The organism is Serratia oryzae, assembly GCF_001976145.1.
In the GTDB taxonomy this organism is placed as follows: domain Bacteria; phylum Pseudomonadota; class Gammaproteobacteria; order Enterobacterales; family Enterobacteriaceae; genus Chania; species Chania oryzae.
The window spans coordinates 416,287-428,618 of record NZ_MOXD01000002.1 but is presented as its reverse complement, the minus strand read 5'-3'; the positions used below and the strand labels follow the sequence as shown (position 1 = coordinate 428,618).

Annotated in this window: 12 protein-coding genes; 7 read left to right on the top strand and 5 right to left on the bottom strand. The window is 56.4% G+C overall.

What is annotated here, in order from left to right; all coding sequences use genetic code 11:
* Positions 1-18 precede the first annotated feature (18 nt).
* On the top strand, positions 19-360 hold the full coding sequence (gene yajD / locus BMI79_RS05175; RefSeq protein ID WP_076941033.1) for an HNH nuclease YajD: 342 nt from the start codon (positions 19-21) through the stop codon (positions 358-360).
* A 213-nt stretch (positions 361-573) separates the two neighbouring features.
* Here yajD and BMI79_RS05170 read toward each other — a convergent pair whose 3' ends face one another.
* The gene (locus tag BMI79_RS05170) at positions 574-1,491 is read right to left on the bottom strand and encodes a LysR substrate-binding domain-containing protein (RefSeq protein WP_076941032.1); all 918 of its coding nucleotides are present in this window, start codon (positions 1,489-1,491) and stop codon (positions 574-576) included.
* 141 nt (positions 1,492-1,632) lie between these two features.
* On the opposite strand from BMI79_RS05170, the gene BMI79_RS05165 reads away from it, so the two are divergent.
* The gene (locus BMI79_RS05165; RefSeq protein WP_076941030.1) at positions 1,633-2,787 is read left to right on the top strand and encodes a pyridoxal phosphate-dependent aminotransferase; all 1,155 of its coding nucleotides are present in this window, start codon (positions 1,633-1,635) and stop codon (positions 2,785-2,787) included.
* A gap of 33 nt (positions 2,788-2,820) precedes the next feature.
* On the top strand, positions 2,821-3,603 hold the full coding sequence (locus tag BMI79_RS05160) for an ABC transporter substrate-binding protein (protein WP_076941029.1): 783 nt from the start codon (positions 2,821-2,823) through the stop codon (positions 3,601-3,603).
* Positions 3,604-3,651: 48 nt separating this feature from the next.
* Here the strand turns inward: BMI79_RS05160 and ddlA are convergent, their stop codons facing one another.
* Positions 3,652-4,758 (bottom strand): D-alanine--D-alanine ligase, encoded by a 1,107-nt coding sequence (gene ddlA / locus BMI79_RS05155; protein ID WP_076941027.1) that lies wholly within the window; start codon positions 4,756-4,758, stop codon positions 3,652-3,654.
* A gap of 185 nt (positions 4,759-4,943) precedes the next feature.
* Between ddlA and map the strand changes: the two genes are divergently transcribed.
* Together map and dld are read left to right on the top strand one after the other, a co-directional pair.
* On the top strand, positions 4,944-5,762 hold the full coding sequence (gene map / locus BMI79_RS05150) for a type I methionyl aminopeptidase (RefSeq protein WP_076941026.1): 819 nt from the start codon (positions 4,944-4,946) through the stop codon (positions 5,760-5,762).
* On the top strand, positions 5,759-7,465 hold the full coding sequence (gene dld / locus BMI79_RS05145; protein WP_076941024.1) for a D-lactate dehydrogenase: 1,707 nt from the start codon (positions 5,759-5,761) through the stop codon (positions 7,463-7,465). The genes map and dld overlap by 4 nt, the downstream gene beginning before the upstream one ends.
* Before the next feature lie 66 nt (positions 7,466-7,531).
* On the opposite strand, the gene BMI79_RS05140 is transcribed toward dld, so the two are convergent.
* A complete protein-coding gene (locus tag BMI79_RS05140) occupies positions 7,532-8,122 on the bottom strand; it encodes a Yip1 family protein (RefSeq protein WP_076941022.1) in 591 nt (196 codons plus the stop codon).
* 291 nt (positions 8,123-8,413) lie between these two features.
* Here BMI79_RS05140 and BMI79_RS05135 point away from each other — a divergent pair, with 291 nt between their 5' ends.
* The gene (locus BMI79_RS05135) at positions 8,414-8,818 is read left to right on the top strand and encodes an acyltransferase (RefSeq protein WP_425272343.1); all 405 of its coding nucleotides are present in this window, start codon (positions 8,414-8,416) and stop codon (positions 8,816-8,818) included.
* Positions 8,819-8,931: 113 nt separating this feature from the next.
* Positions 8,932-9,765 carry a DUF1460 domain-containing protein gene (locus tag BMI79_RS05130; RefSeq protein ID WP_076941018.1) on the top strand — a complete coding sequence of 278 codons (834 nt, stop codon included), beginning with the start codon at positions 8,932-8,934 and terminating at the stop codon, positions 9,763-9,765.
* Positions 9,766-9,808: 43 nt separating this feature from the next.
* On the opposite strand, the gene BMI79_RS05125 is transcribed toward BMI79_RS05130, so the two are convergent.
* Together BMI79_RS05125 and ygfT are read right to left on the bottom strand one after the other, a co-directional pair.
* The gene (locus tag BMI79_RS05125) at positions 9,809-10,306 is read right to left on the bottom strand and encodes a 4Fe-4S dicluster domain-containing protein (RefSeq protein WP_076941016.1); all 498 of its coding nucleotides are present in this window, start codon (positions 10,304-10,306) and stop codon (positions 9,809-9,811) included.
* Positions 10,303-12,243: a formate-dependent uric acid utilization protein YgfT gene (gene ygfT, locus BMI79_RS05120; protein WP_076941014.1), complete on the bottom strand. Its 1,941-nt coding sequence runs from the start codon at positions 12,241-12,243 to the stop codon at positions 10,303-10,305. The genes BMI79_RS05125 and ygfT overlap by 4 nt, the downstream gene beginning before the upstream one ends.
* Between the last annotated feature and the right edge of the window lie 89 nt (positions 12,244-12,332).

The following is a 12,332-nucleotide window of genomic DNA, read 5'->3' as shown; positions in this document are numbered from 1 at the left end:
CAACTCTGCAGGCACCACATGGCATACATTCCAAAAAACTACGCGAAGCTGGAAGTGGGTTATCGCGAAAAGGCATTGAAGATCTTCCCGTGGGTATGCGGGCGTTGTTCGCGGGAATTTGTTTATTCCAACCTGCGTGAGCTGACGGTTCACCATATCGATCACGATCACAGCAATAATCCGGAAGATGGCAGCAACTGGGAGATGTTGTGCCTGTATTGCCACGATCATGAGCACTCAAAATACACCGAAGCCGATCAGTACGGTTCAACGGTTATTGCCGGTGAAGACGCGCAGAAAGACGTTGGCCTGGCAACGCATAACCCGTTTGCCAACCTGAAAGCAATGATGAAGAAATAGCGGCTGACAGGCATCTTGATCCTGTTAGGGTAAAGGGGCCATCGGGTAATGCTGGTCAGTTAAGGCTAACAGTTACCTCTCTCTCGGGATTAGGGTGGCAGATGAACACCGCACTACAACCCCCTCACCCCGGCCCTCTCCCACAGGGAGAGGGAGGCCATACCTTTAGCACCTGCTGCATAATTATACCGTTTTGCGCTTAACTGACCGGCGTTAGGCTACAGGGCGGTATTTTTCCAATCTGGCGCGGCTGGCCTGCGCCTCTTCCCCCAGCCAATCCACCAGTTCGCTCAGGGCGGCGGGTATTACCGCGCGTTCAGGATACACCAGATAGTAGGCCGCTCCGCTGGCCACGCTGAGCGGGAACGGCGTGACGATGCGGTTGGCCTGAATGTCCTCTTCCAGCAGGCAAAGATCGCCGATCGCAATGCCAAACCCCTGCAGCGCGGCGCTGGTCGCCAGATCGAGGGTATCGAAATGCTGTGCTTTGGCGGAAGGCAATGCCTCATGCCCAGCCGCTTTCAGCCACAATAGCCAATCGCGGCGATCGCGCGTTGGGTGCAACAGGGTTTTCTGCGCCAGATCGCCAGGCTGCGGCGGCCGATTCAGCACCGGCAGATAAGTGGGCGTGCAAACCGGGGTCAGGATCTCGTCAAACAGATGCTGCACCACCAGCCGTTTGCGCTGTGGTTCACCAAACACCACGGCGGCATCAAAATGCTCGGTGCTGAAATCGACGCCGTGCGATACCGAAGCAGTCAGTTCGATATGCATTTCCGGCCGCTCATTCTGCAGGCGAATAATGCGCGGTAACACCCAGCGCATCGCACAGGTCGGGCATTTGATCCGCAGCGTGCCCGGCTGCGCGCTGGCCCGTGCCAACGCCTCATCCAATTGCCCCAATGCCTGCTGCACCGGTGCCAACAGCGATGCTCCCTGCGCGGTCAGCACCAATCCGCGCGCCCGGCGGCTGAACAGCGGGTAACCCAATTGCTGCTCCAGGCCAAGGATCTGGCGGCTGACCGCCCCCTGCGTCAGATGCAACGCCTGCGCCGCATGGGTGAAATTAAGGCGCTGTGCCACCACCACAAAAGTTTTCAGCACGTCAAGCGACGGTAACGCTGTCTGCATGGCTAACCCTCTATTAACGCAAAAAAACCTCTTACCAGGCATGATCTAAACGCATGGCTAGCATGACGAATTTTCTCTTGTTCGTCGATCCTAACTCATGCTTAATCGTTCCACACTTCATTCTTTTGCCCGGAGCCCATCATGCAGAGCGCCTGCTCCCAACGCTCGAAACTGCCAGACGTCGGCACTACCATTTTCACCGTGATCGGCCAACTGAGCGCCGAACACCAGGCACTTAATCTGTCCCAGGGGGCACCGAATTTTGCCTGCGATTTGCAGTTGGTGGAAGGTGTCGCCCAAGCCATGCGCGCAGGTCATAACCAATATGCCCCAATGAGCGGCGTGACCGCCTTGCGCGTTGCGCTGGCGGAAAAAGTTGAACGCCTGTACGGCACGCGCTACGACGCGGATGACGAAATCACGGTCATCGCCAGCGCCAGCGAAGGGCTCTATTCCGCCATCAGCGCGCTGGTGCACCCCGGCGACGAGGTGATCTACTTTGAACCGGCGTTCGACAGCTACGCGCCGATCGTCCGTCTGCAAGGGGCAACACCGGTCGCCATCAAGCTTTCACTGCAGGATTTACGGATCGATTGGGACGAGGTGGCCGCCGCGATCAACAGCAAAACGCGGATGATCATCGTTAACAGCCCGCATAACCCCACCGGCAGCGTATTCAGCGAGCATGATATTGAGCGCCTGACCGCGCTGACGCGCCACACCGATATCGTCATTCTGTCTGATGAAGTCTACGAACACGTGGTATTCGACGGGGGCATCCACCACAGCATGGCGCGCCATCCGGCTCTGGCGGAACGCAGCGTGATCGTGTCGTCATTCGGCAAAACCTACCACGTCACCGGCTGGCGCGTCGGCTATTGCATGGCACCGGCGGCGCTGATGGAGGAGATCCGCAAGGTGCACCAGTTTATGGTGTTCTCGGCCGATACCCCGATGCAGTACGCCTTTGCCGCCGCGTTGAATAACCCGCAAAGCTATCTGGGGCTGGCAGATTTCTACCAGCAAAAACGCGATCTGCTGGCCAACGCACTGCAGGATTCACGTTTTGAATTGCTGCCAAGCGATGGCAGTTTCTTTATGCTGGCCCGCTTTAGCAGCTTCAGTAACGAAAGTGACAACGACTTTGCGGTGCGTTTGATCCGTGAAGCCAAAGTTGCCACCATCCCGCTATCGGCGTTTTACAGCGATGGCACCAATACCGGCATTATCCGTTTGAGTTTCTCGAAAGATAACGACACCCTGCTGGAAGGCGCACGCCGCCTGTGCCAGGTGTAACCCATTGATTCCGTTGCATAGGAAAGAACACCGATGAAAAAAACCTTAAACATGCTCATTGCCGCAGGCTGCCTGTTGGCTGCTGGCTCGACTTTCGCGGCGGAAAATAAGCTGCGCTTTGGTATTGAGGCTCTGTATCCGCCGTTCGAATCCAAATCCGCCAGCGGCCAGTTGGAAGGGTTTGATATCGATCTGGGTCACGCCGTCTGTGCTGAAGCAAAGCTTGAATGCAGCTGGGTAGAAACCTCGTTCGACAGCCTGATCCCGGCGTTGCAGGCGCGTAAGTTCGAAGCGATCAACTCAGCGATGAACGTCACCGATCAGCGCCGTGCGGCGATTGCCTTCACCGACTCGATTTATCAGGTGCCTAACCGTTTGATCGCCAAAGCCGACAGCGGCCTGCTGCCAGACGCCAAGTCACTGGCCGGCAAGCGCGTCGGGGTTCTACAAGGCTCGATCCAGGAAAACTATGCCAATGCGCATTGGGCTCCGCAGGGCGTTGACGTGGTGTCTTATCAGGATCAGAACCAGGTGTATCTTGACCTGACCTCTGGCCGCCTGGATGCCACGCTGATCATGGCCCCTGCCGGGCAGAGCGGCTTCCTGGCGCACCCGGACGGCAAAGGTTTTGCCTTTGTCGGTGAAGCGGTAAAAGACGACAAAATCCTGGGTGAAGGCATTGCGTTTGGCTTACGCAAAGACGATACCGCCCTGCTGAAGCAGTTGAACGAAGCTATCGCAAAAGTGAAGCAGCAAGGGACCATTAGCGCGCTGTCGAAGAAGTATTTTGGGGATATTGATGTGACGGTGAAGTAAACCGTTGCCCCTCATTCCCAAAAAAGGCGTGAGGGGCGTAATAATCACTTACGCGCGATCAAACACCGAGCTGTTCAACCCGCGATCCTGCTGATGGCGCTCCAGCGCCAACTCAATCAAAAGGGTGATCAACTGGGTATAGCCCACCCCGCTGGCTCCCCACAGTTTCGGGTACATGCTGATATTGGTGAACCCTGGCAGCGTATTGACTTCGTTGATGATCACCTGATTATCTGGCGTCAGGAACACGTCGACGCGCGCCATCCCCAAACAGTCCAAGGCCTTAAACGCCTGCAAAGCCACATCGCGGATTTTGTCGCTGGTTGCCTGATCGATCGCCGCCGGCACCACCACCTGCGCGCCCTGCTCGTTAATGTATTTGGTGTCGTAGGAGTAGAACTCATCGCTCAACACAATCTCACCGCACAGGCTGGCCTGCGGCCGATCGTTACCCAGCACCGCACATTCGATCTCACGGCCAGCAATCGCCGACTCCACCAGCACTTTGTGATCAAAGCTGAATGCCAGCGCGATCGCCTGCTCAAATTCGGCCAAATCGTGCACTTTGCTGACGCCAACGGAAGAGCCCTGATTAGCCGGTTTAACAAACAGTGGCAACCCCAGGCGCTCGGCCAATTGTGCAAAACTGTGTTGCTGGCGGTTAGCGCGCGTCAGCGTCACGAACGGCGCGATTGCCAGCCCGGCATCACGCAGCAGGCGTTTGGTGACGTCTTTATCCATGCTGACCGCCGAGCCCAGCACCCCAGCGCCAACAAAGGGAATATTGGCCATGCGCAACAGCCCCTGTAGCGAACCATCTTCCCCCAACGTGCCGTGGACGATCGGGAATACCACGTCGAGCTGGCCTAGCGCACCGGCACCGTTGGCAGCAATCAGCTGCTGCTTCTCTTGCCCCGGTATCAGCGCGATGTTTTTATTCGAATGATTGAGCGCAATCAGCGCCGGGTTTTCCGCATTCAGCAAAAAATTTGAGGCATCGTTAATGTGCCATTGCCCTGTTTTATCAATCCCCAACAGCGTGACGTCAAACTTCTCTTTGTCGATGGCATCCAGAATATTTTTTGCCGACTGGAGCGAAACCTCATGTTCCGCCGATTTACCGCCAAAGATCACCCCAACACGTAATTTAGTCACGCCCGAAATCCTTCTGAAAAGTCATGGCAAGAAAGCCACCCATCACAATAAACGCATTGGCGGGTGCCAGCAATCATCACCTTCAGGAAAGTTCGTGCGCCGTGGAATAGCAAACGCCTCCCCCACAAAGCGTATATAATTCACCGACAAATCGCTCATGGATTGACACGAAAGGAAATAATCGGGTGAAAGAGATTGTCCTCAAAACTCCGGAGGAGATTGCCAAAATGCGCCACTCTGGCGCGCTGTTGGCCAAGGTGTTTGCTATGCTCGATGGGGTCATTCGCGAAGGCATCACCACCATGGAGATTAACGATCGCACCGAGGCATTTATCGTCGATGAACTGAAGTCACGCCCGGCCAGCAAGGGCCAGTATGATTTCCCCTACGTGCTGAATACCTCGATCGACGAAGTGATCTGCCACGGCATGCCTTCAGCCAGTAAAATTCTGCGTTCAGGCATGATCGTCAACGTCGATATCACGCTGGAAAACGGCGGCTTTATTGCCGACTCCAGCAAAATGTATGCTATCGGCCAGATCGCTCCGGTCGCCAAGCGGTTAGTGAATAACGTGTATGAGGCTATGTGGCAAGGCATTCGCGCGGTAAAACCAGGGGCAACGCTGGGGGATATCGGCCACGCGATTCAGCGCCACGCCGAACAGGCCGGGTACAGCGTCGTGCGTGAATATTGCGGCCACGGCATTGGCCGCAACATGCACGAAGGCCCGGCGGTGCTGCATTACGGCCAGCCGGGAAGCGGAACGGTATTGCAGGAAGGGATGGTGTTTACCATCGAACCGATGATTAACCAGGGCGATCACCGCATCAAGCTGAAGAAAGATGGCTGGACAGTGGTCACCCGCGACAAGAAACTGTCTGCCCAATGGGAGCACACCGTGGCGGTTACCGCTAGCGGGGTAGAAATCCTGACGCTGCGTGACGAAGAGCGCCAGGCAGGGTATACAGATCGCTACTCAATCACAACAGGGAGCTCGGCATGACGCAGTCCGCCAACCAGGCATTTATCAATCAGCTCAAGAATATCGTCGGCAACACACAGGTGCTGACCGGCGATCGCAACACCGAACGTTATCGCAAAGGCTTCCGTTCCGGCGAAGGCAAGGCGCTGGCGGTGGTGTTCCCGACCCGCCTGCTGCAGCTGTGGCAGATCCTGCAAGCCTGCGTGGCGGCCGATAAAATTGTCATCATGCAGGCTGCCAACACCGGCCTCACCGAAGGCTCGACGCCCAGCGGCGATGATTACGATCGTGAGATCGTAATTGTCAGCACCCTGCGGCTCGATGATATTCAGGTGCTGGATCAGGGCAAGCAGGTGGTCGGTTTCCCTGGCAGCACGCTGCATAAGCTGGAAAAGTTGCTCAAGCCTTACAACCGTGAACCGCATTCGGTCATCGGCTCTTCGTGCATCGGTGCGTCGGTGATCGGCGGCGTGTGCAACAACTCCGGCGGTTCACTGGTCAAGCGTGGCCCGGCCTATACCGAAATGGCGTTGTACGCCAAGCTGGATGCCGACGGGCAGTTGCGGTTGGTTAACCATCTGGGCATCAAGCTCGGCGATACGCCAGAAGAGATCCTCAGTCGTTTAGAAAAAGGGGATTACCGCCCGGAAGATATCGAATACGGTGAGCTGCGCGCCTCGGACAACGAATACGCCAGCAGGGTGCGCGACGTGGATGCCGATACCCCTTCGCGCTTCAACGCCGATAAACGCCGTTTATACGAAGCCTCGGGCTGTGCCGGTAAACTGGCGGTATTTGCCGTGCGCCTGGATACCTTTGCCAAAGAAGATAAAGAACAGGTGTTTTATATCGGCACCAACGATACCGCCGTGCTGACCGAGCTGCGCCGCCACATGCTCAGCCAGTTCGAAAACCTGCCGGTGGCCGGTGAGTACATGCACCGCGATATCTTCGATATTGCCGAAGTGTACGGCAAAGACACCTTTATGATGATCGACAAGCTCGGCACCGACCAGCTGCCGCGCTTCTTCACCCTGAAAGGCTTTGTGGATGCCCGCCTCAACAAACTGCCGCTGCTGCCGCGCAACCTCACCGACTGCGTAATGCAGAAGCTAAGCAAGCTGGCCCCCAGCCATCTGCCGAAGCGGATGAAAGAGTACCGCATCCGTTTTGAGCACCACCTGCTGCTAAAAATGTCCGGCCCTGGGGTGGAAGAAGCGCAGCAGTATCTGCAAAGCTACTTCGTACAGGCCAACGGTGATTTCTTTGTTTGCACGCCGGAAGAGGGCAAGAAGGCTTTCCTGCACCGCTTTGCCGCTGCGGGTGCCGCCATTCGCTACCACGCCGTGCATGCCAATCAGGTGGAGGATATTCTGGCGCTGGACATCGCGCTGCGCCGCAACGACACCGAATGGTTTGAAACCCTGCCGCCGGAAATCGACAGCCAGTTGGTACACAAGCTGTATTACGGCCACTTTATGTGCCATGTGTTCCATCAGGATTACGTGGTGAAGAAAGGTGCCGATTGCCATGCCTTAAAAGAGCAGATGCTGGCGATCCTCGATCGGCGTGGTGCGGAATACCCGGCCGAGCACAACGTTGGCCATCTGTATCACGCCAAACCGGATTTACAGGCCTTCTATAAAGATGCCGATCCGACCAACAGTTTCAACCCTGGCCTGGGTAAAACCAGCAAGCAGAAGTTCTGGGGCGAGCGTAGCTGACAGCCGCAGGCATTGAACGCAACACCCCCTTATGCCATAACGGCATAAGGGGCAATATGACAAACGTCAGAAGAACCAGGAACCATACCCCCACAGCACCACCGTCAGCCCAAGCAGCAGCTCAAGGAGCAGAACGCCCATAGCCAACGTCGAGCTGGAGAAGATAAAGCCTTCTTTACGGTCAATCCCCAGGAAGTTCGGGATGCCGATATACAGCAGATAGGCGGAATAACTGAGGCCGATAATCCCGGCCAACAGGCACAGCCAAAGCACCGGATACAGCGCTACGACACCGCTGAGGAACATTGGCGTGGCCACATAACCGGCAAACACCATGCAGCGGTGCAGGCTGGGGCGAGTCTCATAGCGTCGGGCCATCCAGTGGATCACTTTCCCCATCACCGCCACGCCGGCCAGCATCAGCAGGTAAAACGCGATGGCGGTATAGAAAGCAGTGACCATATCCAGGCGGATGGCATCGCCACTCCCCGAGAGCCAGCCGAGCCGCGTGGTGCCGATGTAAGTGCAAACCACCGGTATCAACGCCATCAAGAGAACGTGGTGGGTGTACAGGTGCGAGATGCTTTCATTCTCGCTTTGAATGTTTTTGAACTCGGTGCGGGGATGCGCCAGCAGCCCCCAAACATGATTGACCATGGAACACCTCCTCATTTCACCGCAGACCGCGTGCGGCGAACCCAAACATACCCCCTGGCGGATAAAACACCGCACGAGGAGTGCGGCCACGGGGCGCTTCCCCTGTATCCATTATAGTCTTTGGTGGAAAAAACGTACGCCACGCCAGCGCAGGGCTGAGTCACACCCGGCAAATTTAAGTAATCGGTGTATAGTCAAGCTGTTGCACTACCTTAATCGAGGGATACCATGTCCGTTAAAATTCGCACCCGCCAAAGCGGGATCAATCAGGTCCAGGCCGGGCAGAATGTAATGGTGATCGAACCCAGCAACCTGTATGGCTGCCAACTGGGTGACGATGTTTTCGTCGGGCCGTTTGTCGAAATCCAGAAAAACGTCAGTATTGGGGCGCGCAGCAAGATCCAGTCCCACAGTTTTATCTGTGAATACGTCACCATCGGTGAAGATTGCTTTATCGGCCACGGCGTGATGTTCGCCAACGATCTGTTCAAAAACGGCGCTCCCAATGCCGATCCGGCCAGTTGGGGGCGCACCAGGATCGGCAACCGGGTTGTGATTGGTTCCGGCGCAACCATCCTGGCCGTTGACATCTGTGATGACGCCGTGATCGGCGCCGGTGCCGTGGTCTGCAAAAATATCAGCCGAAAAGGCATTTATGCCGGTAATCCGGCCAAGCTGTTGCGAGAGCTTGCCTAGGTGAAAGGGGCGATCATTGATTAACTGTATTGATGTTTAGGCTTAGTTTAGTGTCCAATCGCCATAGTGATATTGATAATCGCTATCAATTACTGGCGGTATGGGGAATAAAGATGCGCAGGTTTGCTTTAATGATGTTGATCCCGGTAATGTTGGGATGTAGCGCTAAAAAATCTGTCGAGAACCCGGTAGAATCAGCGCCGGAAACGGCTCACCCGCAAAGTATGGCGATAAAAATGAACGATGAAACAGTAAACAAACTGCACGCCATACTGGCGCTGCACGCGGCGGTGCCTGAGGCCGATAAAGGCCAGACGATCGACCTGCTCTCACAGGCGTTCCTCGGCACCCCTTATGTTGCCAATATGCTGATTGGCTCTGCCACTACGCCGGAACAGTTGGTGATCGACTTCCACGGATTAGACTGTTTCACCTATCTGGATTACGTTGAGGCACTCAGAGAGGCCACCACTGATCAACAGTTTATTGAGAATCTGATTCAGACCCGCTATGTGAAGGGTGAGATCGACTTTCTGCATCGCAAGCATTTCTTCACCGATTGGGCGCAAAAAGAACATGTTCTTGCCGACGACGTTACCGCGCAGCTTAGCCCGCATGCCGTCACCCTGGTGAAGCACCTCAATCGTAAAGCGAATGGTGATGCTTATCTGCCCGGCCTGCCGGTGGTGGAACGCCGCGTTACCTATATTCCCAGTGAATTTGTTGACGATAACGTGATTCGCCAGTTACAAACCGGCGACTATATCGGCATCTATACCAAACTCGCCGGGCTGGACGTTACCCATACCGGTTTCTTTATTATGACGCAGGACGGCCCGGTGCTGCGCAATGCCTCTTCGCGCAAAGAAAACATGCAAGTGGTGGATTCACCCTTTGCCGCTTATGTGATGAATACGCCGGGTATTGTGGTGTTACGCCCGCGTTAACCCTGGGATGCGGTGGTGAGTCTGGCGATAATTCGAACCAGGTTTATCTGTTTGCATAAAACACCACCGGATGCGCCAAACTGGCGGTAGCAATTTGCCGCTGCTTTTGTAATGCCGCCAGTTGTATCTCGGTCACTTTACTTAACGCCGCCGTTGGGCAAACGTCCACGCAGGCGGGGCCGCGCTCACGGGTTGCGCACAGATCGCATTTCACCATCACTGGCGGAGACCCTGCCGTGACCTCAATAGTAATAGCGCCAAACGGGCAAGCCACCGCGCACCCCTGGCAGCCGATGCAACGCTCGGCATTGGCCTCAACCCGTTCAGCTCCCATCGTCAACGCACCGGTTGGGCAGGCGGCCACGCATGGCGCATTCTCACACTGATGACACATCACCGGTACGCTGAGGTTATCCAAACGCAGCACCTTCAGGCGCGGATGAAACGCCGCGCCCTCGGCCACATGTTCCAACGCGCAGGCGATTTCACAGGTGCGGCAACCGATGCAGGCCTGCGGGTTAGCAGCAATAAAACTGGTCATATCCCCTCCTTCTGCGTAAACATCGCCAGCATTTCCTGTGCTGCCTGACGCCCGGTGACCATCGCGGTCACCACCAGATCGGCCCCATGTCGCGCATCGCCGCCGGCAAATATCTTGTCGTTGCTGGTTTGCATCGTTCCGCGCCCTTTCCCCCCCGTGCAGATTTGCCCCCAACGATCGAGCTTGATACCGTGCCCACGTAGCCAAGGCATATCGTGCGCCTGGAAACCGAAGGCCATCACCAGCACATCGGCCGGTAATTCAAACTCTGAACCGGCAATCGCGCGCGGACGGCGACGCCCGTCTGGCCCCGCTTCCCCCATCTCGGTGCGAATCATCCCGACGGCACTCACCTGCCCTTTACGATTACGCCGGATGTACTGCGGCTGGACATTGAAAAGGAATTCCACCCCTTCTTCCCGGGCGTTGACCACTTCTTTCTTCGAACCCGGCATACTGAGTTCATCACGGCGGTAGGCGCAGGTCACACTGGCAGCACCGCGGCGGATCGCCGTACGCAGGCAATCCATCGCCGTATCGCCGCCCCCTAATACCACCACCCGTTTAGCATGAAGCTCGGTGAGTGGATATTCCGCGCTCTCTGCCAGCCCCATCACCTCGCGGGTGCTGGCGATCAGGAACGGCAATGCCTGAATCACACCCGGCGCGTCTTCTCCTGCTAAACCCGCAGTCATCATGCCGTAAGTGCCAACGCCGAGAAAAACGGCGTCGTAGTTCGCCACCAGATCGCTGAACGCCACGTCACGACCCACTTCCTGATTCAAATAAAAATGAATGCCCATCCCGCTGAAGATTTCCCGCCTGACGCTCAACAGGCTTTTATCCAGCTTGAACGGCGGGATACCGAAGGTCAGCAGCCCACCGATCTCCGGGTGCCGATCGAAGACATCCACCTGAACGCCGGAACGCGCCAGAATATCGGCGCAGCCTAGCCCGGCAGGGCCAGCGCCGATCACCGCTACCCGCTCTTGACGCGGGGCAACGTCCCCGACACTTGGGCGCCACCCCATTGCCAGCGCCGTATCGGTGATATAGCTTTCCAGATTACCCACGGCCACGGAGCCGCCCACCTGCTTCAAGGTACAGGCCCCTTCACACAGCCGATCCTGCGGGCAGACCCGGCCACAAATTTCTGGCAGTGAGCTGCTTTGGTGGCATAGCTCCGCCGCCTCGATAATCTTTCCTTCATTAACCAACCGAATAAAATCCGGAATAGCGTTATGCAGCGGGCAGGTCCAGTTACACCAGGCTTTTTGTGCACAGTAGAGACAGCGTTCACTCTCGTATTCGGCAGCGTATGCCGCCAACGGGTGGTATATCTCATTGAAATGGGTTTTTCGCGTTTCGGCATCGCGCTTGTTGGCCCCGACACGCGGCGATTTGCTCAGGAATGACTCACGCCGCGCGCCGTGGCGCTCCTGCAACGGTTGCCCCTGAGCGGAGCGAGTTTGTCGTTCACGGCGTAGCTGATTAAGCGCGGCTTCATCCATCAGGCGCAACGCCGAAGTCGGGCAACTCGCGACACAGGCTTGCAGCCCGGAAGGATGCTGGCTACACAGATCGCACTTCTGCGCCAACGGTGGCGCGTCCTCGTGATTAGCCACCATCTCAATGGCACCAAACGGACAGGCCATCACGCAGTTCTTGCAACCAATACACGCCTCCTGTTTGAGCTGAATACTGTCGTTAGCAAACCAGAGCGCCTGCGTCGGGCAGGAGGCAACGCAGGGGGCATCGTTACAGTGACGACAGGTGGTGGCGTTGCTGACATTACGCTGAGGTACCACGTGGATACGTGGCAGGAAATCACGACGCTGCTGCGGCCAGGTATCCTGCTGATGTGCGGTAACGCAGGCGATCTCACAAACATGGCAGCCAATGCAGTTCGCGGCATCGGCAACAATAAACTTATTCATTGGCTCCCTTTTATTATTCTGACATTCACATCAGGTCGCGATGCAATAATCAGGCGATGTTTACCTCCCGCACGGGCCTAAGTTGATTT

Excerpts from the sequence above, each read along its gene's own strand:
- yajD (WP_076941033.1), top strand. The coding sequence starts at position 19 with ATGGCATACATTCCAAAAAACTACGCGAAGCTGGAAGTGGGTTATCGC.
- BMI79_RS05170 (WP_076941032.1), bottom strand. The coding sequence starts at position 1,491 with ATGCAGACAGCGTTACCGTCGCTTGACGTGCTGAAAACTTTTGTGGTG.
- BMI79_RS05165 (WP_076941030.1), top strand. The coding sequence starts at position 1,633 with ATGCAGAGCGCCTGCTCCCAACGCTCGAAACTGCCAGACGTCGGCACT.
- BMI79_RS05160 (WP_076941029.1), top strand. The coding sequence starts at position 2,821 with ATGAAAAAAACCTTAAACATGCTCATTGCCGCAGGCTGCCTGTTGGCT.
- dld (WP_076941024.1), top strand. The coding sequence starts at position 5,759 with ATGACGCAGTCCGCCAACCAGGCATTTATCAATCAGCTCAAGAATATC.
- BMI79_RS05140 (WP_076941022.1), bottom strand. The coding sequence starts at position 8,122 with ATGGTCAATCATGTTTGGGGGCTGCTGGCGCATCCCCGCACCGAGTTC.
- BMI79_RS05135 (WP_425272343.1), top strand. The coding sequence starts at position 8,414 with ATGGTGATCGAACCCAGCAACCTGTATGGCTGCCAACTGGGTGACGAT.
- BMI79_RS05130 (WP_076941018.1), top strand. The coding sequence starts at position 8,932 with ATGCGCAGGTTTGCTTTAATGATGTTGATCCCGGTAATGTTGGGATGT.
- BMI79_RS05125 (WP_076941016.1), bottom strand. The coding sequence starts at position 10,306 with ATGACCAGTTTTATTGCTGCTAACCCGCAGGCCTGCATCGGTTGCCGC.
- ygfT (WP_076941014.1), bottom strand. The coding sequence starts at position 12,243 with ATGAATAAGTTTATTGTTGCCGATGCCGCGAACTGCATTGGCTGCCAT.